Origin of the sequence: Actinoplanes missouriensis 431 (assembly GCF_000284295.1) — a bacterium.
GTDB classification, from domain to species: domain Bacteria; phylum Actinomycetota; class Actinomycetes; order Mycobacteriales; family Micromonosporaceae; genus Actinoplanes; species Actinoplanes missouriensis.
Genome location: NC_017093.1, coordinates 5,077,746 through 5,102,363 on the forward strand (window position 1 = coordinate 5,077,746; position 24,618 = coordinate 5,102,363).

Below are 24,618 nucleotides of genomic sequence, written 5' to 3' on the forward strand. Positions count from 1 at the left end.
TCGTCCTACCCTCCTAGCAGGGGGGTGGCTTCATGCAGGCTCTTCGATTCGCCGCCGCGTTGTACCGGCAACGGCTCGACACCGTGTACCACGCGTACGTGCGGCGCGACCCGCTCTCCCGGCTCCATTCGAAGCCGGGACGCGACAACCCGTACGCGATCTACGACCGGGTCCGGGCGGGTGGTGACCTGGTCGCCACCCGCCTCGGCAACTACGTCACCGCGTCGTACCGGATCTGCGACGCGGTGCTGCGGGACAGGCGTTTCGGGGTGCGCTCGGCCGAGATCAACGGCCCGGGCGCACCCGGCGACGCCCTGGACATGTCGTTCCTGGACCGCAATCCGCCCGAGCACACCAGGCTGCGCCGTGTCGCCCAGCCCGCGTTCAGCCCCCGCGCGATCGCCGGTTACCGTCCCCTGATCGAGCGCACGGTCGACGACCTGCTCGACAAAGCCCTGTCCGGGGGTACGTTCGACCTCGTCGGTTCGTTCGCCGCGCCGCTGCCGATCGCCGTCATCACCGACCTGCTCGGCGTGCCGGACGCCGACGCCGCCCGGTTCGCCGCGCACGGAGCCGTCATCGGCGGTGCCCTCGACGGCATCCGCAGCCTCCGGCACGCCGCCCAGCTGCAGCAGGCCAGCGGCGCCCTCGACGCGGTGCTCGCCGACCTGCTCGCGCTGCGCCGCCGGGAACCCGCCGACGACGCCGTGTCGCGCATCCTGGCCGCCGAGGGCGACCAGATCCAGTCGTCGGAGATCCTGCCGATGTGCCGGCTGCTGCTCGTCGCCGGCTTCGAGACCACGGTCAACCTGATCGGCAACGCGGTCAACGCCCTGCTCGACCACCCGGACCAGTGGGCCGCCCTGCGCGCCGACCCGGCCGGGCTCGCCGAGAAGGCGGTCGAGGAGACGCTGCGCTGGGACCCGCCCGTGCAGCGCACCGCCCGCACCCCGTCCGAGGAGATCGAGATCGGCGGCCGGACCGTGCGGCCGGGCCAATTCGTCATCACGCTGATCGGCGCCGCGAACCGCGACCCGTCGGTCTTCTCCCGCGCCGGCATCTTCGACATCCACCGCGAGCCGGAGGCCGACCACCTGGCCTTCTCCACCGGCATCCACTACTGCGTGGGCGCGCCGCTGGCCCGGCTGGAGGCCGCGATCGCCCTCCAGCGCCTCGCCGAACGCGTCCCGGACCTGCGCCGCGCCGGCCCGATCCGCCGCCGCAACGCCACCCTGATCCGAGGCCCCATCTCCTTCCCGGTCCACGCCGGCCAGCGCACCCTGGCCCCCCGCTGAGCCGCGGGGGATGCCTGGCTCTGCAGGTGGGCCGAGCGGGGTGTCAGTAGCGGTAGGGGCGGGAGTTCGGCGGGCCGGAGGGGAGGCCGAACAGGTCGCACAGGCCTGTCACGCGCAGCTGGCGGTGGACGAACTCGCTCGGGTTGCGCAGCTGCACCCGGCCGCCCACGTCACGCGCCGCCTCGTGGGCGGTGACCAGGGCGCCGATCCCGGTGGAGTCCATGAACGTGACGAACATCAGGTCGACGACAAGCGTGCGCGGGTGCTCGCGTTGCAGGACGACCAGCAGCTCGCCGCGGACCGCGTCGACGGTGGCGGTGTCCAGGGTGCCCCGGATCTCGACGACGACGGCGCCGTCGGCCTGCTGCCGTGTGGTCATCACGGCCTCGCCCATGCCACCCTCCGAGCCGGGCGATGTGCCCGATCGATTCACGGTACCGCCCCCAGCGGGCCCTCGCAGGCTGCCCCCTGGTTCGGCGATCACGGCGCACAGGGCGTACGCCAATCGGGTTTTGCGCCCATGACGCGTGCCGCGCGGCAACTCGGGCGACCGATTTCGGCGCATCGCGCCGATCATCTTGCGGCGCCGGGGCATCGGGGTTAACCGTGACAGGCAGGCACGGCGGCGGGGGCCGCGGTGAGGAGGAGGGGCGATGAAGCCGGGAATCTTCGCGGTGCGTGACGTGAATTCGCTGATCACCGACACCTCCGGGGACGGTCAGCTGAAACGGGCGGTCGGCCCCACCCAGCTGACCGCGATGGGCGTCGGCGCGATCATCGGCACCGGCATCTTCGTGGTGATCGGCCAGGGCGCCGCGCTGGCCGGGCCGGCGGTGATCCTCTCGTTCGTTCTGGCGGCGGTGGCCTGCGCGTTCTCTGCGCTCTCCTACGCCGAGCTGGCGTCCTCGATCCCGGTCTCCGGCAGCGCGTACACGTACGCCTACGCGACGCTGGGCGAGCTGGTCGCCTGGATCATCGGGTGGGACCTGATCCTGGAGTACGGGGTGTCGGTCGCGGCGATCGCGGTCGGCTGGGGCGGCAACCTGAACGCGTTCCTGGACGCGGCGTTCGGCTTCGCGCTGCCGGACGCGATAGCGAAGTCGCCGGAGGACGGCGGGATCTTCAACCTGCCGGCCGTCTTCATCGTCCTGGCGATCACGTTCCTGCTGGTCCGCGGGGTGACCGAGAGCGCACGCGCCAACCTGGTCATGGTGGTGATCAAGCTGGCGGTGCTGATCTTCTTCATCGTGGTGGCGTTCGCGAACTTCAGCACCGGCAACTTCCAGCCGTTCGCCCCGGAGGGCGTGGACGGGGTGACCTCGGCCGCGGCGATCATCTTCTTCGCCTATATCGGCTTCGACGCGGTCTCCACCGGCAGCGAGGAGGCCCGCAACCCGGCGAAGGACCTGCCTCTCGCGATCCTCGGCTCGCTGCTGATCTGCACGTTCTTCTACGTGGTGACGGTGACCGGCGCGCTCGGCATCGCCACGCCGGAGCAGATGGCCGGCAGCGACGCGCCGCTCGCCGCGGCCCTCGACCAGGGCGCCGGGATCGGCTGGGCGGCGGCGATCCTCGCCCTCGGCGCGGTCGTCGCGATCACCAGCGTGGTCCTGGTCATCTTCTACGGCCAGACCCGGATCTTCTTCGCCATGTGCCGCGACGGCCTGATGCCGCGCCGCCTGGCGGCGGTCAATCAGCGGTACGGCACCCCGGCGCGGCTCACCATCGGCCTCGGCGTCCTCATCTCGATCCTCGCGGCGCTCGTCCCGCTCGGGACCATCGTGGAACTGGTCAACATCGGCACCCTGTTCGCGTTCGTGCTGGTCAACATCGGGGTGATCGTGCTGCGCCGGACCCGGCCGGACATGCCCCGGCCGTACCGGGTGCCGCTCTCGCCGGTCCTGCCGATCATCGGCATCCTGTTCGCCGTCTACCTGATGACCGACCTGCCGCTCGACACCTGGATCCGGTTCGTCGGCTGGCTCGCCGTCGGCCTGCTCATCTACGCCTTGTACGGTTACCGCCACTCCCGGCTGCGCCTGGCCGCCACCGACCCGGCCGGCCCGCCGCAGCGCCCGGAGACCCGCGGTGAGGAGCAGCCGTGAGCACGGGTCCGGTGAACAGCGGGCCGGTGAACAGCGGGCCGGTCATCGTGGGCGTCGACGGGGGTGCGCACGGCGCCGACGCCCTGGAGCTCGGGCAGTGGGCGGCCGGGATCCTGGACGTTCCGCTGGTCGTGGCGGTGGTCTCGCCCGCGCCGTCGGCGCTCGGCTCGGGCCGGGTGGACGCGGAGTGGGTCGCCGACCGGCGGGCCGCCGCGGAACGGGTCCTGGACGGCGCCCGGGAGGCGCTCGGCGACCCGCCCGGCGTGGAGTACCAGGTGCTCGCGTCCAGTTCGGCAGCCCACGGCCTGCACGATCTGGCCGAGCACCGGGACGCCGCGCTGCTGGTGGTCGGCTCGGGGGCGGCCGCTCCGGCGTCGCGGCTGTTCCCCGGCAGCACGGCGGAACGCCTGCTGGCCGGCAGCGTCTGCCCGGTCGCGGTGGCCCCGGCTGGGATGACCGGCTCGGGCACGTCCCCGACCGGCGGGCGGATCGCCGTCGCCTATGTGGACACGCCGGACGGGCGCGCCGCCCTGGAGTCGGCGGCTCGCCTGGCCCGCCGCACCGGCGACCCGCTGCTGCTGGTCACGGTGGTGGCGCGCGGCGACGCGGCCCGGCCGTTCCTGCTCGGGTCGGACGCCGAGCGCGCGTTCCTGGACACCGCGCGGGAGATCTACGAGGAGGCGCTGCGCAAGGCCGCCGCGTCCGTGCCGGACGTGACGGTGGAGTGGGAGCTGCGCTCCGGCGACGTGGTGGAGACCCTGGCCGAGCTGACCGACGTGGACATCCTGTTCTGCGGCTCCCGGGGGTACGGCCCGGCCCGCCGCGTCCTGCTCGGCGGCGTCTCGGGCCGTCTGCTGCGCCGCGCCCGCCGTCCCCTGGTGGTCGTCCCCCGAGCCGGCTGACCCCCGGCGTGCGGAATGCGGGGACCCTGCGCACCCCGGCTCCACACGCAACAGTGGGGCTAGCTTCGGCGGTGGCGGCCCACCCGCTCGCCGCTGCCGCCCGCGGGCTGGGCCATCGGCTCCGGGTGGACCGGCGCCGGGGTGGTCGCCTCCGCGGCGGCCTGCGCGTCCCACGGGGAGATCACCGACGGCCGCTCGGTCTCCATGCCCAGATCGACGAGCGGCACGTACACCCGCGCGTCCACCGCCTCGGCCAGCAGCAGCGCCGCGACCAGCGCGGTCGGCCGCTCGGACGGCTCGCGGGACAGGCACCGGGAGCAGAGGTCGAGCACCTCGGGCGGCAGGCCGTCGATGTGCGGCAGCGGCAGCGGGTCCTCGAAGCGCTGCGCCATCACCATCTCGGTGTGCGAGCGCGCGCTCCACGGCAGCGTGCCGGACAGGCAGTGGTAGAGCAGCGTGCCGAGGGCGAACATGTCGGCGGCCGGGGTGGCCGGCAGGCCGTCGAACCGTTCCGGCGCGATGTAGGCGGGCGTGCCCATCACCGGGCCGTCCGGGTCCGGGTCGGGTGAGCCGACTGCCGCGGCGATGCCGAAGTCGAGGACTTTCGCGCCGGCCGGGGTGAGCATGATGTTCGCCGGCTTGATGTCGCGGTGCACCACCTGCTGCGCGTGCGCGGCGGCGAGCGCCGCGGCCACCTCGGCGCAGATCCGCACGGTGATCCGCCAGTCGAGCCGCCCCGCCGCGAGATGCGCGCTGAGGGTCTGCCCGTCGACGAGCTCCATGACGATGTACGGGACGTCCCGCTCCGCCGACGGCGAGGTGCCGAAGTCGTGCACCGCCGCGACGTTGGGATGCGCGAGCCGGGCCGCCGACCGGGCCTCGGTCCGGACCAGGTCGACGCCGACCTGACCGAGCGTGCCCTCCACCGCCGGCGCCATGATCTTCACGGCGACCGGCCGGTCGAGCACCCGGTCGTGTCCGCGCCAGACCTCCGACATGCCGCCGAGACCGATGCGGTTAACGAGCTGATACCGCCCGCCCAGCGTGCGCATCGTGCCTCCTCACCCCCTGACGGGACCCCCCAGCCGGATCGTCCGGTGATACCCCGGCGACCAGGGCACAAACGCCGCCGCGAGGCAGGACACACCGATCGTGTCCGAAACGGAAATGGCGGAGCGGCACCTTGTGGGTGCGGCTCCGCCATCGGACAGGCGGCCGTTTTCCGGTGCACCTGACGTCACCGACGACGTTAGGCCACGTCGATCATGAGCGCCACATCGACCCCCACCCAGCGTGATCAGGCTCTCAGCATGTGACACGGCGAACCGGTCAAACCACGCTTTCCACGGCGGCGGGCGTCACGCTGCGCGGTCAGGCCAGTTCGGTACGGAGGTCATGCGCCCCATCCGCCCGGGTCGCCTCGTAGTAGAGCCGCTGCCGTCCGCCGGGCAGGTCGACGAGGCTCAGGTACCGCAGCCCGTACGGCCGATGCGGGCTGCCCACCGGGTCCCGCCTCTCGGCCGTGAGCAGCCCGAACGTCCCGTCGAGCAGCCGGACGCCGCGGGCCGTGCCGGTCCGCTCCTCCCAGTTCTCCCCGGCCGTGGCCCGGCCGTCGTAGGAGGCGATGATCTCGTCGCCGGCGACCCGCACCGAGGTGATCCGCACCCCGCGCGCGTCCCACGTTCCGGGACGGCCGGCGAGCGCGGTCCGCTGCCAGGTCCACTGCACACCGTCCGGGCTGGTCGCGTACTCGGTGGTCATCCGGTCGGCGTCGTCCCAGGATTCGAGGGGGTGCACCGACGCCCACAGGTGCCAGCCGTGCTCGTCGTGGTGCAGCACCGGGTCCTTCACGCCGCTGGCCGCGTCGCCGGCGAGCACGGTCCGCGGCGTCGCGGTGGCGAGCCCCTCCGGGGTGCCGGCCTCGAGCAGGTCGACCCGCCAGTGCTTGGTGCCCGGCGTGGCGGCGCTGACGTAGAGCCGCCAGCGGCCCTCGGGCGTCCGCACCAGCGCCGGGCGCTCCAGCGACTCGGCGCCGAAGGCGTCCTTGGCGATCTCGGCGACGACCGTGAACGTGACGCCGTCGGACGAACGGGCCACCACGTTCGCGATGCCCCGGCCGGCGCCGATCGGCAGCCGCAGGCGGTAGGCGAGATAGATGTACCCCTCCGCGAGCACCGAACTGGGTGCGCCCGACCACGCGCCGGGTTCGGTGCCCGGTGGTTCCACCACGACGGTGGAGTCCTCCCAGCGAGGCAGGGGCAGGGCCGTGGTTCCCATGCTCACGACGGTTCTCCTCGGGTTGCGGCGGCGGAACCCATCATCTACCGGATCGGTGGGTTTTACGGTGGTTTCAGCGGGCGCGGGCGTGTCGGTCCAGGCTCAGCCAGTCGTCGTACCGCTCGCCTGTCACGTCCTGCAGCAGCGCGATGTCCTCGGTGAAGTGCGGCAGCAGCGCGGCCCGCTCCGCAGGCCGGGTCACCGGGCGGTTCCCCTTCTTGCGGTGCAGCAGAGTGAGCAGCGGGCCGCGGGCGGCCAGCCGCACCGGCACCGGGAAGCGGTGGCCGACCTCACCGCCGGCGCGGAGCAGGCCGCGCAGCACCCGGTTCACCGCGGTGTCCTCGACGTAATGCCGGTTGACGTTCTCCCTCGGGATCGCGGTGAGCACGCCGGTCCGCACGCCGAGGAACGCGCACACCCGGTCGAGGGTCCGCGCCGGATCGTCCTTGAGGTCGCGGTAGCGCAGCAGCAGCACCTGCTCGCGGGAGATGTGCTGGTAGAGGTGCTGCAGCTGCTCGCCGTACCGGCCGAGGGCGATGTAGTGCCAGAAGGCGGCCCAGCCCCGCGCCCGGCGGTCCTCCTCGGCGCGGCAGGCCGCCAGGAAGTCGGCCTCCTCCTCGAGACCGGCCACCCACAGGTGCGTCCAGTTGGAGTGCGCCCGGTCCACCGGGTCCCGCAGCAGGAGGATCAGTTTCGCGTCGGGGGTGAGCTTCGCGATCCGCTCGTGCGCTCCCCGGTCGTACAGATAGAAGGGTGTCGCCTCGCCGCGCAGCGTGCCCGCCGGCGCCGCGTCGAAGAGGGCCTCGTAATCGCTGCGCCGCCAGACGTGCTCCTGGTAGGTCTGCACGTCGCCGGGGCCGCCGAACCGCGGTGGCGGGCCGTCCGACAGGAAGAACTTGGGCTCCTTCACCGACGGCAGGAACAGCTCCGGGTGCCCTGTCAGCGCGGCGTGCAGGGCCGTGGTGCCGGCTTTGGGAACGCCGGCGATCAGGAAGTCGGGCAGTGGCATCGGGCCCCCTCGGGGTGCGACGGCTCGCTCAAAGTGACAGTTATCCTACAGACGAACTAGGATTTGGTCGCACCGAGCCGCTGTGGCGCACGTCTCACCCCAGCCAGCGGCGCCACCAGGTGTCACGCCGCCGGAACCGCCGGCACGCCCCCGCCTCGCACAGCGCGCACTCGGTGCCCGCCCGGTGATGCTCATGTGCCCGCGCGTCATGCCCGCACACACACGGGCCCTTTCCATTAACCATTACACCTAGTAACCTTCGACAGACTCCGGCGCGCTCAGCAGCGCAAACGTCGTCACCGATTGACTACATTCGGTAACGCCTGAACTTTTGTTCGCCAGCGAACGTACCGGAGAACGACAGGGAAAACTGCTCTACCCCGGGAGCGCGCAGCATGTTCCGGCTCATCCAGCTGCACACCGAGGACGGTGTGCCCCGCATCGGCGTCGACCCAGACGGATACGTCAGCGCTCGCGCCGCCCTGGCCCACTACCGCACCACGTCGGCGACCTACTTCGCCGTCGGGCGCTTCGACCACGAGGGCACCCTCACCGAGGTGATCCTCGACCCGATCTGCGGACTCGACGGCGCCTGCCAGCGACCCGCATCCGTCGTCCACGCCAAGACCTTCGAGCGGCTCTGCGAGCGGTGCTCCGCCGGGATGGACGTGCTCACCGTCCCGCAACTGGCCCGCCGGCTCGGCATCGCCTGCCGCCTCGCCCCGTCCGTGGCCCGCTTCCGCCAGTCCTCCATCGGCGGCCTGCGCGCCCCGTCCGGCAACCGGATCGCCCGCGAGTTCGCCGACCACGTGCACGACGTGGCCTGGCGGATGCAGCTCTGCTCCGAGCTGGCCGAGAGCCGGACCGCGCTGAACGGCCTGCTCATCGGCGCCGGCGCGCTCACCCACCGGCAGGTGCTCGACCTGTACCCGGCGCTCTGCTCGCTCGGCGAGGAGCTCCCGGCACAGATCCGCTCCGACCTGTGCCGGGCCACCGCTCGCCCGCTCTCCCCGGCCGGCGTCGCCGGTCTGCGGCTCGGGCTCAGCTTCCGAGACTGATCCGCACCACGGATCCCGTCCCCTTGCACACACTGCAGTTGGTGACATAGGCGGACCTGCCGCTGATCGCCAAGCCACCCGGCGCGGTCAGCCCGGCCGACGCGACGATGTGGTGCTTGCCCTTGCGGCCGACCCGGAGCAGGGCGCCGGTCCGGTCACCGGAGAGCAGTCCCCGGTGCGCGATCTCCAGCACGTAGAGCCGGCCGTCCGGCGCCCACGCCAGATCGATGATGTTGGTGAACCCGGTCGCGAACACCGCCGGCGCCTCACCCGGCACGATCCGCCAGACCCGCGCCTGCCCGGCCGGGAACGGGAAACCGGTCAGCTCGCCGACGTAGAACGCGCCGTCCGGGCCGCGGGTCACCGACGTCGGCACGGCCTCCATCGGGATCGGGGTGCCGGCCGGGGGCGAGCCGGGCGGCAGGCCCTCCGGCGCCGTCACGGTACGCCTCGGAAACGTGGCGACCGTGGAGATCCGGCCACGCGGGGCGACCCGCAGCAGCGAGTTCCCGCCGGCGTCCACCACGTACTGCCCGCGCCGCGTGAGGAGCAGCGCGTTCGGGTTGGTGTCCGCCGGGGTCACGCCGTCCGGGTTGGCGCTCTTCTCGTGGGCGCCCAGGTCGGCGAGCACGGCCGGGGCGTGCCCGGCCCGGTACAGCTTCGCCGTGCCGGCCAGCTGCGGCACCTCGGTGCGCAGGTCCGGGCTGCCGCCGAGACCGATCGTGTAGTACACCCGGCCGTCCGCGCCGATCGACACGTCCGACGGGCCGGACGCCTCGGCGCCCTCCGGCGACGCGAGCGACGGCAGCCTCGACCGCACCCGCCAGCGGCGCCCGTGCTCGATCACACTGATCGCGCCGGACCTGCCGAAACAGACCTGTCCACCCTCCGGGCCCGGCCGGCACGGGCCCGCGCCGCCCCGGCCCGCCTCGGCGACGTAGATCTCGCCGCGCGGCCCGAGCGTGATCCCGCGCGGGTTGTCCAGACCGGACACGATCGTGCGGACGGCCGGCGCCGCGGACGCGGGCGCCGGGACGAGCAGCGCGGCCGCCCCCATGACGGCCGCGACGACACTCCTGGTGATCATCTGATCTCCCCCTGTGGTCGAGATGACTCCGCCAGGCTCCGCCGCCCGGCCTCACGACGCATATCGCCCGAACGGGCCGGTAAGCCCATTTGTCGTCGATCCGACCACGAACCGGTGAGCCGGTACGGTCACCGCATGACGTGCACCCTCACCGACCTCGTCGCCCGCGCCCGCGGCCTGGTCAGCGGCGGGCGGCGGGCCGTTCTGGGCATCGCCGGACAGCCCGGCGCCGGCAAGTCCACTCTCGCTGCGGCGCTGGTCACGGCCCTGGCCGCCGACCCGCCGCCCGGGCACGGCGCGGACTGGGTGGCGCACGTGCCGATGGACGGATTCCACCTCGCCGACGCCGAACTGGACCGTCTCGGGCTGCGGGACCGCAAGGGCGCGCCGGACACGTTCGACGCCTACGGGTACGCCGCCCTGCTCCGCCGCCTCCTCGACGACCAGGACCCGATGATCTACGCACCGGGGTTCGAACGGGTCCTCGAACAGCCGATCGCCGGGGCGGTCGGGGTGCCGCGCGCGGCCCGGCTGGTCGTCACCGAGGGGAACTATCTGCTGGTCGACGACGCCCGCTGGCGGCCGGTGCGCGCGCTGCTGACCGAGGTCTGGTACACCGACCTCGACGCCGGCGAGCGGCTGCGCCGGCTGGTCGAGCGGCACGTGCGGTTCGGCAAGGCGGAAGCCGACGCGGTGGCGTGGGCGACCGGCACCGACGAACGCAACGCCGAACTGATCGCGTCCACCCGGGAACGGGCCGATCTGCTGGTCCCGGACAGCGTTCTGCGGCGCCTTCCGCCGGGGTGAGCCCCGTCACCGGAAAAGGCGGGACGGGCCATGATGCGGTTGTCCGGCGGGGCGGACACCGTACCTCCGCGGGTTTTTGTCGGAGGGCGGTGGCATGCTTGCCCTCATGTCGGTGGGTGAGGCGGTCGAGAGCGAGCCGCGGCGTCGTTCGCCGCGGCGTGCGATCTTCGGGTTCGTGGTGCTCGCGGTGGTGGCGCTGCTGTTCGGCGTGCCGATGGTGACGCTGCTGTGGTCCGGCAACGACTGGCCGCTGCTGGTCCGGGTCGCCGGCACCGCGGTGTTCGTGCTCGTCGCGCTCGGGTTCCCGGTGCTGATGTTCCGGGGGCACGGCGGCCACAGCGACACCGCGTCCAAACTGGCGGACACGCTCCTCGGCGTGATCTGGGTGCTGTTCACGTGGTCCGTGCTCGGCCAGGCCCTCGGCCTGATCCTGCGCCTCGCCGGCGTCGCCGATCCGGTGCGCTCCCGCGTGGTCACCGCGGTGGTCCTTCTGATCTCCCTGGTCCTGCTGGCCTGGGGGTACGCGGAAGCCATGCGCGTCTCGAGAGTCCGGCGCGTCGACGTCACGATCCCCCGGCTCGGTCCCGGCCTCGACGGCCTGCGAGTCGTCCTGATCACCGACACGCACTACGGTCCGATCGACCGTTCCCGCTGGTCCCGCGGCGTCACCGAGGTGATCAACTCGCTCGACCCGGACGTCGTGGCCCACACCGGCGACATCGCCGACGGCGAGGTCCACCAGCGGCTGTCCCAGGCCGCCCCGCTCGGCGACGTGCGGGCGCGGCACGCGCGGGTCTACGTGACGGGCAACCATGAGTACTACAGCGGCGCCCTGGGCTGGGTCGAGCACATGACCTCGCTCGGCTGGGACGCCCTGCACAACCGACACATCACCGTCACCCGCGGCGGCGACACCCTGATCGTCGCAGGCGTCGACGACCGCACCGCCGCCGGCTCCGGCCTCCCCGGCCACCACGCCGACCACGAGGCCGCCCTCGCCGGCGCCGACCCGTCGCTGCCGATCCTGCTCCTCGCCCACCAGCCACACCAGATCACCGGCGCCGTCCAGCACGGCGTCGACCTCCAGCTCTCCGGCCACACCCACGGCGGCCAGATGTGGCCCTTCCACTACCTGGTCCGCCTCGACCAGCCGGCACTGCAGGGCCTGTCCCGCCACTCCGAGCGAACCCAGCTCTACACCAGCCGGGGGACGGGCTTCTGGGGCCCACCGTTCCGGATCTTCGCCCCTAGCGAGATCACGCTGCTGACTTTGCGCTCCCCCCAGCCGGCGTAGGCGGCAGGGGCTCGCCGCTCGCCAGGGGCTCGCCGCTCGGCAGGGGCTCGTCGCTCGGCAGGGGCTCGTCGCTCGGCGTGGGCGGGCGAGGGCTTGCCGCTCAGCGTGGGCGGGCGAGGGCTTGCCGCTCAGCGTGGGCGGCGGGGCTCGCCGCTCGGCGTCGACGGCGGTCCGCCCGCGGCTCGAGACCGGGCGCACGACTGACGGATGCGCGGCGCGCATCATCACAATGCGAGCCGCCGAGCCGGTGCGCGGACCCGCTCTCTGCGACCCGGGCGTGGCGGCGATGTTCCACGGAGCGTCCGCCACGCCCGGGATACACGCTGACGGCCGCGCTTCTCCGGTTCCTGTCCTCTGTTTCGCTCGTCGCCCGTGATGACCGGAGTCGACGCACGTTCTGAATGTATTCAAGTTCACCACGGCTTGGTCATCCTAGGAACCTAGATTGAATGCTGCGTCCAATGGCGAGGAAAGTGGCGTGCCGATCACGATTACCGCAGCGAAGGCAGGGCCGTCGCTAAGCGCGTCTTCCCCGCTGGATCGTGGTGGCTCGCTGCGCCGTTAAGCCTCGCTCCAGCTGGTCCGGCGGGCCGTTAGCGTTGTCGCGCTGCGTGCCGGCTGGTCCGGCTGGCCGTCAGTGTTGTCGCGCTGGGTGCCGGCTGGTCCGGCTGGTGCGTAGTGCTGTTGAAAGGGCCGGGTGGCAGCGCTGACCCTGATGGCTTATTCGGTGGGCGTGTCCGTTACCTATGGCCGTCGATGGAGTTGTGTGGTCATGTCGATGCAGCCAAGGCCGTGGCCTGAGGTTCCGGAGCAGACTGCGCGGATGGCGCGGGCGGCGTTTCGGAAGGGGAATCTGGCGACGCGGATCCGTGATGAGTTGGGTCAGGTGTATGAGGACGGCCGGTTTGTGGCTGTGTTCGGGGTGCGGGGACGGCCGGGGATTTCTCCGGCGCAGTTGATGATCGTCAGTGTGTTGCAGTTCGCGGAGGATCTCACCGATCGGCAGGCCGCTGAGGCGGTCCGGGACCGGATCACCTGGAAATACGCGCTGGGTTGGAGTTGGACGATCCGGGGTTCGATGCCAGTGTGCTCAGTGAGTTCCGGGCGAGGCTGGTCGATGGTGAGCTGAGCAGTCTGGCGCTGGACGCGTTGTTGCAGCGGCTGGCCGCGTTGAAGCTGGTCAAGGCCGCCGGTCGGCAGCGCACCGATTCCACGCATGTGCTCGCGGCGATCCGCCGGCTCAACCGTCTGGAGCTGGCCGGGGAAACGGTGCGGGCCGCGTTGGAAGCGTTGTCCGCCGCGACGCCGGACTGGCTGACCACGGTGATCGACGCGTCCTGGCTCGACGTTTACGGCGCCCGGATCGACAATCTGCGGCTACCGGCCAGCCAGACCCGACGCGACGAACTGCTGCTGCAGTACGGCCGCGACGGCTATCACCTGCTCGATGCCGTGCACCAGCCGGACGCCCCGCCCTGGCTGACCGAGATCCCCGCGGTCCAGGCGTTACGCCGGATCTGGATCCAGCAGTTCTGCGGCGACACCGACCGCAGCGGCCGGCGGGAGGTGCGACGGCGGGACCCCGCCCCCAGCGGGGACGGTGTCCCGCCGGCCAGAGACCGGATCGCCTCGCCGTATGAACACGACGCCCGTTACGCCACCAAACGCGGTAAGGCCTGGACCGGATACAAAGTCCACCTCACCGAAACCTGCGACCCACCCGAACCCCGCACCGCCAGCGGCAGCACCGGACGCGGGGACCACCCGAACCTGATCACGAACGTGGTCACCACTGCGGCCAGCACCGCCGACAACGCGATGACCGCCACCATCCACCAGCAACTCGCCGACAAGAACCTGACCCCCGCCGAACACCTGGTCGACTCCGGCTACCCGTCCGCGCACCTGCTCGTCACCGCCGCCCGCGACCACGGCATCACCCTGATCGCACCCCTGCTAACCGACAACTCCACCCAAGCCCGCGCCGGCAACGGCTACGACAAAGCCGCGTTCACCATCGACTACGACACCCACCACAGCGTCTGCCCCCAAGGCCACACCAGCAGCACCTGGACACCCACCCAATCCCACGGCACCGACACCATCATCGTCGCCTGGCCCCGACACACCTGCCGGCCCTGCCCCGTCAAACCACTCTGCACCACCAGCGACCGCCGCAAAATCGGCCTGCAACCCCGCGACCTGCACGAAGCCGCCACCACCCACCGCACCCAGCAGAACACCAGCGAATGGAAAACCCGCTACCACACCCGCGCCGGCGTCGAAGGCACCATCCGCCAAACCACCCACGTCACCGGCATCCGCACCGCCCGCTACCGCGGCCTGCCCAAAACCACCCTCGAACACACCCTCGCCGCCACCGCCATCAACATCATCCGCCTCGACCACTACTGGACCGGCAAACCCATCAACCGCACCCGCACCACCCACCTCCAACGCCTCAACTTCACCCTCGCCGCCTAACCACCGAATAAACCAGCAGGGTCAGCACTGGGAGCCAGCTCGCCATGACCGGCTGGTTTTTAGTGCTGTGACATACGCGGTTGGACGACACTGAGCGCCAGCCGGCCCACGAACTTCCACGATCTGCGGGCGGACGCGATCATTGCCCGACACATGGACCGGGACATCTGCGGATCGCCGGATCGCCGGATCAGCGATGAGCGCCGGCTGGTCCGGCTGGTGCGTGGTGCTGCTGGAGCGGCCCGGGACAGCACTGGGCGCCAGCTCGCGTTGGTCGGCTGGCTTTCAGTGCTGTTCCGGGCCGGTCAGACGACGCTCAGCGCCAGCCGGCCCGCGGAGCTCCACGATCCACGGCCCGATCAGCAGCGACGATCACGCGACGGATGCACCGGGACACTAGCTGCAATCGATGCCATTGGACTGAGCGGACGCGACCCGCGACTCGACTCCGCACACGGGCGGGTCGGCTCCTCGCGTGTGGAAATCGGCTGCGAATCACGCCTCGACCTCGGACTCGGGCGGGGCAAGGTCGGGCCGGGCGGGACAGCGCGGGGCCGGGCAGGGCAAGGGAGAGCGGGGCAGCGCGGGGCGGGGCAGCGCGGGGCGGCGTCGGCCGGGGCGGGGCCGGGGCGGGTGAGGGTGGGGGGACGCCGGGGCCGGCGGTTTCGGGCGCCGGCGGAAGGGGCGTCAGGGGTGGCGGTGGCGGGACGGCGCGGCGGGGTTTGGGAAGGGGTCGCGCGTACCGGGAAAGGTCCTAGGGAGGGCCACACCGCGTCTTCTGTGGAGGCCCACATGGAACCCGGGAGCGCATCCGGACAGGGCGGTGATCTTACCGATAGTCATATTCGGACTTCGCTGTGTACGGTGCCGGTGAGGGCTTCCATCGATGACGGACCTCACCACGGGGAGACACAGCTTGCGCAACGTCCTGATAGTCGGCGCCGGACAGGCCGGCCTCCAACTCGCCCTGAGCCTCGCCGCCGAGGGCTACCGCGTCACCCTCATGTCGGCCCGCACCCCGGGCGAGATCCGGGACGGCGCCCCGACCTCGACCCAGGCGATGTTCGACCCGGCGCTGGAGACCGAGCGTGCCTACGGCCTGAACCACTGGGACCGGCTGGCCCCGCCGATCCACGGCCTGCACGTGCAGCTCGCCGCCCCGCCCGGCAATCTGGCGCTGCAGTTCACCGCGCCGCTGGAGCGCCCGGCCTCCTCCGTCGACCAGCGGATCAAGATGGTCGGCTGGCTGGCCGACGCGGAGCGGGCCGGTGTGGAGGTCGTCTACCAGCCGGTGAGCCCGGGTTATCTGGACGCGCTCGCGCCACGGTTCGACCTGACGATCGTGGCGGCCGGGCGCGGCGACCTCATCGAGCTGTTCGGGCGCGATCCGGAACGGTCACCCTATGATCAGCCGCAGCGGGCGCTCTCGGTCGCGTACGTTCACGGGCTGGCCCCGGAGCAGGCCTGGCCGCAGCCGCATGTGGAGTTCCACGCGATCCCGGGGTTCGGCGAGCTGTTCGTGATCCCGTCCCTGACGAGGACCGGCCCGTGCGACATCCTGTTCTGGGAGGCGGTCCCGGGCGGCCCGCTCGACGTGTTCGGCACGAAGAGCGGCGAGGAACTGCTCGACCTGTCGCTGAGCCTCGTCAAGGAGAACCTGCCCTGGTTCGCCGAGCGCTGCGCCGCGGTGCGGCTCACCGACGACCGGGCGACGATCGAGGGACGGTTCACGCCGACCGTCCGCACGCCGGTCGCGCACCTGCCCAGCGGCGGTCTCGTGCTCGGCATCGGCGACGTCGTGATCTCCAACGACCCGATCACCGGGCAGGGCGCGAACACCGCGGCGAAGGCGGCCCAGCACTATCTGCAGGCGATCCTGCGGCGCGGCGACGAGGCGTTCGACGAGCAGTGGATGACCGCGACGTTCGAGTCGTTCTGGTCGGCGCACGCCCGAGCCGTGACGCTGTGGACGAACGGGATGCTGCAGCCGCTGCCACCGCACGCGCAGCGGATCCTCGGGGCCGCGGCGGCGATCCCGGCGGTGGCGCGGCGGTTCGCGCACGGCTTCACCGACCCGAACGACCTGCTCACGTGGTTCAGCGACCCGTCATCAGCCGAAACGTACCTACAAGCCGTGACAAGGGCAGAATAAACCGGTTGAGCCGCCTCACAGCAGCCGCGCAGGATGGGGAACACCGCTTCCCCCTCTCCGCACCGAGGACTTCTTCATGCGTCTGCTCCGCGACCTGTGGGCCACCAGCCGAAGTCGCACCGCGCTCGTCGCGTTCCTGATCGTCCTCGGGGCCGCGGGCGGGGCGCTCGCGCTCGCCGTGGCCGGTCCGGTGCTCGTCGACAAGTCGTGGCCGCTCTTCACGGTCCTGGTCGGCGCACTGGTCGCGGGCGTGATCAGCGACGTCGTGGTGGGCCTGGTGGTGGCCCGGCTGACCGCCGACTGGGCGGCCCGGGTCCGCCGCCGGCTGAACCGGGTGGCGTTCGGCCAGGACGTGCCGACCCTGGAGAACACGCCGGTCGGCGAGTTGCTCGACCGGATCGACTCGGACGTCTACCAGGTCGGCGCCGAGTTGCGCGGCAGCGGCGTGCGGCTGGCCCAGTCGCTCGCGGTCGCCAGCCTGTCGGTCGTCACCACGTTCTTCGTCTGGTGGCCGGCCGCGATCGCGATGATCGTCGTGTCGGTGCTGCTCTTCGTCGTCATGAACAAGCCGATCCAGCGCATCTCCCCGCTGCGCATCTCCGAGGAGGAGGCCTGGTCGGACCTGGCGGCGGTGATGGAGGAGGCGATCCACGGGCAGGACGACGTCCGGACCAGCCTGGCGGCGCCCTATGTGCGCCGGCTCTATGCGCTGCGCGCCGCCGAGGTGTTGCGCCGGGGCCGCCTGGTGTGGCGTTCGTCGTCGAGGATCACCATGGGGGCCGGTTCGATCACCCGTACCCTGATCGCGGTCCTGGTCGTCGCCGGGGCCTGGGCCCTGATGGCCGGAGAGATCGACGGCGCGCGCCTCACCGCGGTGTGGCTCCTGGCGCTCGGTTTCGGCGGCACGCTGGAGCACGTCACCCGGATGGTGCCCGAGCTGCAGAACGCGCTCGGCGCCTGGAGCCGGGTGCAGCTGCTCAGCCAGGTCGAGCAGGAGCCGACCGAGGGCGTGGATCCGATGGACGGCGATCTGTCGGTGCGGAACCTGACGTTCCACTACGATCCCACCCGGCCGGCGGCCCTCAAGAACATCACCGTCACCTTCAGACGAGGCCATTCGTACGCGTTGATCGGCCGCACCGGCTCGGGCAAGTCCACCCTGGCCAAGGTGCTGACCCGGGCCGTCGACGTGCCCCGCGGCACGGTCCTGCTGGGCGGCGTCGACGTCAACGACATCGGGGTGGAGGGGCTGCGGCGCTGGACCGCGATCGTCCCGCAGCGCACCGAGATCCTGGCCGGCACGCTCGCCGAGAACATCGCGCTCTTCGACCCGCAGCTGCTGCCGCGGGCCGGCGAGGCGCTCGACGAGCTGGGCCTGACCGCCTGGGTGGCCGGCCTGCCGGACGGCATGCACACCCGGCTCGGGGAGAACGGCTACAAGCTCTCCGCCGGGCAGGAACAGCTGGTGGCGTTCGCCCGGATCCTGGTCCGTGACCCGCAGGTGGTGATCCTCGACGAGGCGACCGCGCGGATGGACCCGGTCACCGAGGCGTGGGTGCAGCGGGCCACCGACCGGCTGCTGCGCGGCCGGATCGGCGTGATCGTGGCGCACCGGCTCTCCAGCGTGCAACGCTGCGACGAGGTGGTCGTGCTCGCCGACGGCGAGCTGCTGGAGCAGGGACCGCTGCAGGAGTCGCAGCGGTTCGCGGAGCTGATGGCGAGCAGCAGGCTGGCGGTCCCGGCCGGGAACGTCCGCAACGCCGGCGTCGCCGAGAGCGACGACTGGGACACCGCGCTGCAGGTGGAGCTCGGTCAGGACGCCCTCGCCGGCCCGCTGCCCAGCGTCGATCCGCCGCGGCTGCCGGAGCCGCCGCAGGCCCGGACCATGCGGGAGATCGTGCGGCTGGCGACCAACGACAAACGGTACGGCCTGGGCGCGGTCAGCCTCTTCCTGCTGCTGGTCCTCTTCGGACTCGACGGCGCGATCCTGCCGCTGCTCTGGGCGGACGTGGTCGACGGGCAGGGCAACCCGCTCTACCCGGCGATCGGCATCGCGGCGGCGCTGCTCGCGCTGATCCCGACGCTGTACTACACCGGCGCCTGGTTCCCGGAGTGGTGGGTCCGGCAGATGCTGCGGATCAGCCTGCGCCTGCTGCACGGGCAGATCGGCCCGCGCCGGGTCAGCAAGCACACCCCGGCCGAGGTGGTCGCGCAGGGCGGTGACACCGAGCGGGTGGTCATGCTGGCCGACAACCTGATCGACAACGGCGTCGCGGTGGTGACCGTGGTGGCGATGACGCTGACCTCGCAGTCGGCGGTGCCGGCCGGGTTGTTCGTCGGCACGATGGTGCTCTCCGGCCTGGCCGCGACGCTGTTCGGGCCGCGGCTGGAGCAGGCGGCCCGGCGGACCGTGGCGGCCCGGGCGGCGTTCGCGACGTCGCTGGTCTCGTCACTGTCGGCGGCGCGCACGGTGAAGCTGGCCGGCGCGACCGAGCCGGTGCTGGAGCATCTGGCGCGGCTCGACGCCACCCGCAGCGAGCTGCAGCGGCGGGAGATCGCGATCCAGGTCTGGGCGCGGTCGACCCCGTCGGTCGCGAGCGGCCTGCTGCCGATCGCCGCCTGGTACCTCTACCTGACCGGGCAGCTCAGCGCGGCGGCCACGCTGATCGCGGTGGCGACCCTCGGGTCGGCGCGGTGGTTCGCCTGGACCATCGCGTCGCTGGTGTCGCACTTCCCGTCGGCGAAGGTGTGGACCCGCCGCACGGTGGCCATGGCCGGCGTCTCGGCGTACACGTCCGAGGTGCCGGGTGTGGACATCTCCGCCGGGACGGCGCCGGCGCCGCCGACGGCGCCGCGCAACCCGCTGCGCACCCTCTCGCTGCGTCACTTCAGCGCGGTGCACGAGAACGGAGCACTGGGGGTACGCGACATCGACCTCACGGTCGACCGGGGCGAGCTGGTTCTGGTGGTCGGACCGGTCGGCTCGGGCAAGTCGTCGCTGCTGCGCGCGCTGGCCGGCATCGTGCACCACACCGGCGAGCTGCGCTGGAACGGCGAGCAGGTGGCCGAGCCGGAGATGTTCCTGCGGCCCAACCAGGTGGGGTACGTCGCTCAGCTGCCCCGGGTGCTCTCCGGGACGGTCGCCGACAACATCGCGCTCGGGCACGAGGTGGACGCGGCCGACGCGGTGACCGTGGCCCAGCTGGACCACGACCTGGCGGCGGCCGGCGGCGGGTTGCAGCTGCTCATCGGGCACAAGGGCACCCGGCTCTCCGGCGGCCAGCTGCAACGGCTGGCGCTGGCCCGGGCGCTCGCGCCGCGCACCGAGCTGCTGATCGCCGACGACGTCTCGTCCGCGCTGGACGTGACGACGGAGCTGGAGCTGTGGCGGGCGCTGCGCTCGCACGGGGTGACGGTGGTCGGCTCGACCTCGAAACGGGCGGCGCTCGCGCAGGCCGACCGGGTGGTCGTGCTGATCGGCGGCCGGGCGGAGGCGCAGGGCACGTGGCAGGAGCTGGAGTCCCGCTGGGGGCACCTGGCCGGCTGATTCCCGGGCGGCCTAACCGGCCAGTGCTTTCAGCTGGGCGACCACACCGGTGACGGTGTCGGCCGGGATGGCGAATCCCAGGCCGACACTGCCCGTGCTGTCACCGGCGGTGGCGATCGCGACGTTGATGCCGACCACCCGGCCGGACGTGTCGACCAGGGCGCCGCCCGAGTTGCCCTGGTTGATCGCGGCGTCGGTCTGCAGCAGCCCGGTGAGCTTCTCGTCGCCGGTGTCCAGGCTGCGGTCCAGGGCGGAGACGATGCCCGAGGTCACGGTCCCCTCCAGACCGAGCGGCGCGCCGAACGCGAGGACCGTGTCGCCGACCGCCACGCTGTCGTCGGTGGCGAACGTGACGGGTGTCAGTCCGGCAAGGCCGGTGGCCTGCACCAGCGCGAGGTCGTGGGTGGCGTCGGCGGCGACCACCCGCGCCGGCACGGTCTGCCCGGTGGAGAGCCGCACGCTGACCGTGCCGTCCGACGCGATCACGTGGTTGTTGGTGAGGATCAGGCCGTCAGCGCCGATCACCACGCCGGAGCCGAGCGACGACTCCTGCGCGCCGTCGACGAGCACGGTGACGACGCTGGGCTGCACCTGCGCCACGATCGGGGCGAGGTCGGTCCCCTCGGTGATCGTCGCGACGTCCGCTGCCACGGCGGCCGTGGTCGTGGTGTGCAGATGCTGCTCCATCAGGTACGCCCCGGCGCTGCCCCCGCCGGCCACCAGCACGAGCACCGCGGCGCCGCCGGCCACCCGCCTCCTCCATCGCGGATCCCGCGGCGGCTTGATCATCACCGGCGGGATGTGGATATCCATCGGGGCGGCGGGCTGCTCGTCGACGGCGGCGGGGCGGGTCAGCAGATCGGTCATACCGGGAACGATGCGCCGCCACGCTAATGGCCAGCGGTGAGCGATCTGTGACTTCACTGTGTGCGGATCGCGATCGGGCGGTAGCCCGTACGGGTGGCTCCGGCCACCCGTACGGACAGAACCGGCGCGGCGCGCGGAACGGACCACGCCGACCTCTAAGGTCTGCCGGGTGTCCCCCACGAACACCACGCGAACGGTAGTCGAACGGCGTCCCTTCGGTCCCACGATCAGTGAGCCGGCCGCTGCTCTTCGCACAGCCCTCCCCCAGCTGCCTCCCCGCTTCTCCACAGCCCCGCTGCCGGCGTCGCCGGCGTCCGCCGATCCGGAGCCGCTCGCGCCGGACGAGAGATAGCCGCAGGACATCGGCCGAAAGTGGCAGAGGTCCACAGCAATCGGAGACTTCCGTCAGATGTCGTGCACAGCCGGTTTCGCGACGCTGGAATCCTCAGCTCGCACCGGGAGGCACGGTATGTCCGCACGAGGAATGCTCAGCGTGGTCGGCACGGCGGTCGGCGGCCTGATCGGCTGGACCGATGTCGCCCCGCCCGCCGACCCGGCGACACTGCGCGCGCTCTTCGCCGATCTGGGTGTCCGGATCGGTGACGACGACGCGCAGCTGGCCGAGGCGGTCCGCTACTTCCAGCAGCGCACCGGCCTGCCCGCCGACGGCGTGGCGGGTCCGGCGACCGCGCACCTGCTCGCCCGGTACGCGTCGGAGGCCCGCGAGCTCACCCGGATCGAGGCAGCCTGAGGGGCGCTCGTCGTGCTCCGCTGAGCACGTCGGACCCACGGTAGGGTCGGGACGTGCCGATCCACACCGGCGCCGACGGCGCTCAGCTGTATCACGACGACACCCATCCCGGCTCGGCGGAGCCCCCGCTGATCGTCCTGGCCGGCGGGGCCGCCCGCCACCCGGACTACTTCGGTGATCTGGGCGGCCTCGGCGCGCGGCAGCGCCTCGTCATCCCGCATTTGCGCGGCGTCGGCCGGTCGCCGGGCGGGCAGCACGGGTCCTACTGGGAGCAGGCCGCCGACCTGGAGGGTCTGCGCGAGCACCTGGGCCTGGACCGGATCCGGCTCGCCGGGCACTCGGCCGGCACCCGGCTCGCCACCGCGTACGCGGCCCGTTTCCCGGAGCGGCTGGACCGGCTGATTCTGATCACGCCACCGGCCACGCATCTGGTCGGCGTGGCGGCGGACACCGACCGGCTGCGGGCCCGCCGGGGCGGTGAGCCGGTCTTCGACGCGGCCGTCGCGGCGGCCGCGGAGGGACCGGACCTGAGCGGCGAGGACGCCTTCCACGCCTGGTACGCCCGGTGCGCCCCGCTCGGGTACGCCGCCTGGACCCGCATCGAGCAGGAGCACGCCCGGGCCGGCCGGTTCGCGCTGCCGGCCATGCGGGCGTATTTCGGGGTCGAGCCCCCGGCTGATTTCGCCGCGCTGCTGGGCCGGGTCACCGCGCCGGTCACGGTGATCGCCGGCGCCGAGGACTGCCTCACCGGCCTCGCCCCGGTGGTGGCGCTCGCGGACATCTTCCCGGACGGCGAGGCCGTGGTGATCGAGGACTGCGGGCACTATCCGTGGGTGGAGAAGCCCGCGGAATTCGTCGCGGCGATGCTCGGTAAACGCTCGAACGGCTGAATCGACACCATCTGCGAACAGAACCACTCCATAGTGTCATCCACGCGTCTCTCTCCGTGGTGGAACCTTCTTATCGTGGCCGGGGTATCACTACCGATCCCGGGCCCGGGGCTCGAAGGGAAACCACCATGGCGCGTCTGTCACACGGCAAAATCATCACCGAGGAAGACCTGATCATCGGTCGTGCTGAGGTCGCGGCCTTCAGCGCCACCTCCGCGACGGCGACGTTCGCCCTGACCGGTGCGCCGCCGCCAGGCCCGTTCGACCTGCTCTTCCCGGACCTGCAGGACGACCCGGAGAACCTGGTCGAGCAGACGCCACAGACCACCAAGCTGCTCGCCGAGCTGGGCACCGCGATGGCCGACCCGGACCGCGGCGACAACAGCGAGATCCCGGCGATCTACACGTACTTCGGCCAGTTCGTCGACCACGACATCACCCTCGAGGTGCAGAAACCGGGCAACGGCATCGGCTCCGGCTCGGTCCAGGACCTGGTGGCCGACGGCATGCAGCCGATGAGCCTGGACCAGGTCCGCACCGCGCTGCGCAACGGGCGTACCGCCGCGCTCGACCTGGACAGCCTCTACGATCCGCCGGCGCCGGTCGACCCGAAGAACCACAACCTCATGGAGATCGGCACGAACGCCGACGTGATCAGCGGCGACGTGCCGTTCAAGCAGGTGCCGGGCAAGGACAACAACAACGACCTGCCCCGGCTCGGCCGCAACGCGAAACCGGAACTGGACCGCGCCGCCGAGATCGGCGACGGGCGCAACGACGAGAACACCATCATCTCCCAGCTGCACCTGGCGTTCCTGAAGGCGCACAACGCGCTGGCCAAGCAGGGCATGTCGTTCGAGGTCGCCCAGCGGACACTGCGCCAGCACTATCAGCACATCGTGGTGCACGACTTCCTGAGCCGGGTCTGCGAGAAGGAGATCGTGGACGACATCGTGAAGAACGGCAACCGCTGGTTCAACCCTTACGGCGCCGGCTTCTTCATGCCCCTGGAGTTCTCGGTGGCCGCGTACCGGTTCGGGCACTCGATGGTCCGGGGCACCTACAACTTCAACGTCAACTTCAGGTTCGGTGAGGGCACCAGCCCGGCCACCCTGGAGGACCTCTTCACCTTCACCGCCCTCAGCGGACAACTGCGCAATCTGGAGAAGCTGCCGAACAACTGGATCATCCAGTGGGAGAACATCGCCGGCGAGAACGGGCAGAAGGCCCGGAAGATCGACACCACCCTGGCGCGGGTCGGCGACCAGGCGCTGTTCAACCTGCAGACCCTGGACGGCCAGCGGGAGACGCCCGACCTCGCCGCCCGGCTCGCGGTGCGCAACCTGCTCCGCGGGTACCGCCTGCGGATCCCCACCGGCCAGGCGGTCGCGCGTCACCTCGGCGTACCGGTCCTGACCCCGCAGCAGCTTCTCGACGCGACCGGCGACGCCGACAGCGACCAGGCCAGGGCGCTGCGCAAGGGCAGCCTCCTGACCCGCACCCCGCTCTGGTACTACATCCTCGCCGAGGCCCAGGTCCAGAACCGGGGCGCCCGGCTCGGCACGGTCGGCAGCACGATCGTGGCCGACGTGCTGATCGGGCTGGTCCGCCGCAGCACCGACTCGATCCTCAAGATCCCGGGCTGGCGGCCCACCCTGCCGGCCGCCAAGCCGGGCACCTACGAGCTGCCCGACCTGCTGCGCCTCGCCGGTGTGCTCGGCGCGCCGGTGACCACGCCGCCGCAGCCGGCCACGTACACGGTGAAGTCCGGCGACACCCTCGCCGGCATCGCCCGGTCCCAGCTCGGCGACGAGAAGCGCTGGCCGCAGATCTACGTGCTCAACCGCAAGCAGATCCGCGACCCCAACCGGATCATTCCCGGTCAGGTGCTTCAGCTGCCGCCGAAGCAGCCGGTCGGCCCGATTCCGCGGCTCTACACCGTCAAGCGGGGCGACACGCTCTTCGGCATCGCCAAGTCCCAGCTCGGCGACGGCAACCGCTGGCCGGAGATCTTCCGGCTGAACCGTGACGTCCTGGACAACCCTGATCGGATCGTTCCCGGTCAGACCCTGATCCTGCCGAACTGAGAACCC

At 71.9% G+C, this 24,618-nt stretch carries 17 protein-coding genes and 1 pseudogene; 12 read left to right on the forward strand and 6 right to left on the reverse strand.

Annotation, left to right across the window (positions count from 1 at the left end):
- Positions 1 to 32: 32 nt before the first annotated feature.
- Positions 33 to 1,295, forward strand: a complete 1,263-nt coding sequence (locus AMIS_RS23760; RefSeq protein WP_014444945.1) for a cytochrome P450 — start codon at positions 33 to 35, stop codon at positions 1,293 to 1,295.
- A 43-nt stretch (positions 1,296 to 1,338) separates the two neighbouring features.
- Here the strand turns inward: AMIS_RS23760 and AMIS_RS23765 are convergent, their stop codons facing one another.
- Entirely contained in the window at positions 1,339 to 1,689 is a 351-nt protein-coding gene (locus AMIS_RS23765) for an STAS domain-containing protein (RefSeq protein WP_014444946.1), read from the reverse strand.
- A gap of 259 nt (positions 1,690 to 1,948) precedes the next feature.
- Here AMIS_RS23765 and AMIS_RS23770 point away from each other — a divergent pair, with 259 nt between their 5' ends.
- Together AMIS_RS23770 and AMIS_RS23775 are read left to right on the forward strand one after the other, a co-directional pair.
- Positions 1,949 to 3,400: an amino acid permease gene (locus tag AMIS_RS23770; RefSeq protein WP_014444947.1), complete on the forward strand. Its 1,452-nt coding sequence runs from the start codon at positions 1,949 to 1,951 to the stop codon at positions 3,398 to 3,400.
- Positions 3,397 to 4,302 carry a universal stress protein gene (locus AMIS_RS23775; RefSeq protein ID WP_014444948.1) on the forward strand — a complete coding sequence of 302 codons (906 nt, stop codon included), beginning with the start codon at positions 3,397 to 3,399 and terminating at the stop codon, positions 4,300 to 4,302. Before AMIS_RS23770 ends, AMIS_RS23775 begins: the two co-directional genes overlap by 4 nt.
- 59 nt (positions 4,303 to 4,361) lie before the next feature.
- Here AMIS_RS23775 and AMIS_RS23780 read toward each other — a convergent pair whose 3' ends face one another.
- From AMIS_RS23780 to AMIS_RS23790, 3 genes are all read right to left on the reverse strand, one after another.
- Entirely contained in the window at positions 4,362 to 5,354 is a 993-nt protein-coding gene (locus AMIS_RS23780; protein ID WP_014444949.1) for a serine/threonine-protein kinase, read from the reverse strand.
- A gap of 319 nt (positions 5,355 to 5,673) precedes the next feature.
- Entirely contained in the window at positions 5,674 to 6,579 is a 906-nt protein-coding gene (locus tag AMIS_RS23785; protein WP_014444950.1) for a hypothetical protein, read from the reverse strand.
- A gap of 73 nt (positions 6,580 to 6,652) precedes the next feature.
- Positions 6,653 to 7,588, reverse strand: a complete 936-nt coding sequence (locus tag AMIS_RS23790; protein ID WP_014444951.1) for a sulfotransferase family protein — start codon at positions 7,586 to 7,588, stop codon at positions 6,653 to 6,655.
- Between the two features lie 395 nt (positions 7,589 to 7,983).
- Between AMIS_RS23790 and AMIS_RS23795 the strand changes: the two genes are divergently transcribed.
- The gene (locus tag AMIS_RS23795; protein WP_014444952.1) at positions 7,984 to 8,646 is read left to right on the forward strand and encodes a hypothetical protein; all 663 of its coding nucleotides are present in this window, start codon (positions 7,984 to 7,986) and stop codon (positions 8,644 to 8,646) included.
- Here AMIS_RS23795 and AMIS_RS23800 read toward each other — a convergent pair.
- A complete protein-coding gene (locus AMIS_RS23800) occupies positions 8,630 to 9,733 on the reverse strand; it encodes a ScyD/ScyE family protein (RefSeq protein WP_014444953.1) in 1,104 nt (367 codons plus the stop codon). The two genes, AMIS_RS23795 and AMIS_RS23800, sit on opposite strands and share 17 nt — an antisense overlap.
- 135 nt (positions 9,734 to 9,868) lie before the next feature.
- On the opposite strand from AMIS_RS23800, the gene AMIS_RS23805 reads away from it, so the two are divergent.
- The 5 genes and pseudogenes from AMIS_RS23805 (at position 9,869) to AMIS_RS23825 (ending at position 20,017) form a co-directional block, all read left to right on the forward strand.
- Positions 9,869 to 10,540 (forward strand): nucleoside/nucleotide kinase family protein, encoded by a 672-nt coding sequence (locus AMIS_RS23805; RefSeq protein WP_014444954.1) that lies wholly within the window; start codon positions 9,869 to 9,871, stop codon positions 10,538 to 10,540.
- Between the two features lie 106 nt (positions 10,541 to 10,646).
- Positions 10,647 to 11,834 (forward strand): metallophosphoesterase, encoded by a 1,188-nt coding sequence (locus tag AMIS_RS23810; protein WP_041830015.1) that lies wholly within the window; start codon positions 10,647 to 10,649, stop codon positions 11,832 to 11,834.
- Positions 11,835 to 12,606: 772 nt separating this feature from the next.
- A pseudogene (locus tag AMIS_RS23815) lies at positions 12,607 to 14,318 on the forward strand (IS1182 family transposase).
- 916 nt (positions 14,319 to 15,234) lie between these two features.
- Positions 15,235 to 16,470 carry a styrene monooxygenase/indole monooxygenase family protein gene (locus tag AMIS_RS23820; RefSeq protein ID WP_041830016.1) on the forward strand — a complete coding sequence of 412 codons (1,236 nt, stop codon included), beginning with the start codon at positions 15,235 to 15,237 and terminating at the stop codon, positions 16,468 to 16,470.
- 76 nt (positions 16,471 to 16,546) lie between these two features.
- A complete protein-coding gene (locus tag AMIS_RS23825; RefSeq protein WP_014444959.1) occupies positions 16,547 to 20,017 on the forward strand; it encodes an ABC transporter ATP-binding protein/permease in 3,471 nt (1,156 codons plus the stop codon).
- A 12-nt stretch (positions 20,018 to 20,029) separates the two neighbouring features.
- On the opposite strand, the gene AMIS_RS23830 is transcribed toward AMIS_RS23825, so the two are convergent.
- Positions 20,030 to 20,884: a S1C family serine protease gene (locus AMIS_RS23830; protein WP_014444960.1), complete on the reverse strand. Its 855-nt coding sequence runs from the start codon at positions 20,882 to 20,884 to the stop codon at positions 20,030 to 20,032.
- Positions 20,885 to 21,353: 469 nt separating this feature from the next.
- Here AMIS_RS23830 and AMIS_RS23835 point away from each other — a divergent pair, with 469 nt between their 5' ends.
- From AMIS_RS23835 to AMIS_RS23845, 3 genes are all read left to right on the forward strand, one after another.
- On the forward strand, positions 21,354 to 21,635 hold the full coding sequence (locus tag AMIS_RS23835; RefSeq protein ID WP_014444961.1) for a peptidoglycan-binding protein: 282 nt from the start codon (positions 21,354 to 21,356) through the stop codon (positions 21,633 to 21,635).
- Positions 21,636 to 21,688: 53 nt separating this feature from the next.
- A complete protein-coding gene (locus tag AMIS_RS23840; RefSeq protein WP_014444962.1) occupies positions 21,689 to 22,525 on the forward strand; it encodes an alpha/beta fold hydrolase in 837 nt (278 codons plus the stop codon).
- Positions 22,526 to 22,653: 128 nt separating this feature from the next.
- Positions 22,654 to 24,612, forward strand: coding sequence for a LysM peptidoglycan-binding domain-containing protein (locus AMIS_RS23845; protein ID WP_014444963.1), 1,959 nt, complete (start codon positions 22,654 to 22,656; stop codon positions 24,610 to 24,612).
- Positions 24,613 to 24,618 lie beyond the last annotated feature (6 nt).

Excerpts from the sequence above, each read along its gene's own strand:
- AMIS_RS23805 (WP_014444954.1), top strand. The coding sequence starts at position 9,869 with ATGACGTGCACCCTCACCGACCTCGTCGCCCGCGCCCGCGGCCTGGTC.
- AMIS_RS23780 (WP_014444949.1), bottom strand. The coding sequence starts at position 5,354 with ATGCGCACGCTGGGCGGGCGGTATCAGCTCGTTAACCGCATCGGTCTC.
- AMIS_RS23810 (WP_041830015.1), top strand. The coding sequence starts at position 10,647 with ATGTCGGTGGGTGAGGCGGTCGAGAGCGAGCCGCGGCGTCGTTCGCCG.
- AMIS_RS23790 (WP_014444951.1), bottom strand. The coding sequence starts at position 7,588 with ATGCCACTGCCCGACTTCCTGATCGCCGGCGTTCCCAAAGCCGGCACC.
- AMIS_RS23795 (WP_014444952.1), top strand. The coding sequence starts at position 7,984 with ATGTTCCGGCTCATCCAGCTGCACACCGAGGACGGTGTGCCCCGCATC.
- AMIS_RS23830 (WP_014444960.1), bottom strand. The coding sequence starts at position 20,884 with ATGACCGATCTGCTGACCCGCCCCGCCGCCGTCGACGAGCAGCCCGCC.
- AMIS_RS23800 (WP_014444953.1), bottom strand. The coding sequence starts at position 9,733 with ATGATCACCAGGAGTGTCGTCGCGGCCGTCATGGGGGCGGCCGCGCTG.
- AMIS_RS23835 (WP_014444961.1), top strand. The coding sequence starts at position 21,354 with ATGTCCGCACGAGGAATGCTCAGCGTGGTCGGCACGGCGGTCGGCGGC.
- AMIS_RS23770 (WP_014444947.1), top strand. The coding sequence starts at position 1,949 with ATGAAGCCGGGAATCTTCGCGGTGCGTGACGTGAATTCGCTGATCACC.
- AMIS_RS23845 (WP_014444963.1), top strand. The coding sequence starts at position 22,654 with ATGGCGCGTCTGTCACACGGCAAAATCATCACCGAGGAAGACCTGATC.
- AMIS_RS23765 (WP_014444946.1), bottom strand. The coding sequence starts at position 1,689 with ATGGGCGAGGCCGTGATGACCACACGGCAGCAGGCCGACGGCGCCGTC.
- AMIS_RS23760 (WP_014444945.1), top strand. The coding sequence starts at position 33 with ATGCAGGCTCTTCGATTCGCCGCCGCGTTGTACCGGCAACGGCTCGAC.
- AMIS_RS23785 (WP_014444950.1), bottom strand. The coding sequence starts at position 6,579 with ATGGGAACCACGGCCCTGCCCCTGCCTCGCTGGGAGGACTCCACCGTC.
- AMIS_RS23825 (WP_014444959.1), top strand. The coding sequence starts at position 16,547 with ATGCGTCTGCTCCGCGACCTGTGGGCCACCAGCCGAAGTCGCACCGCG.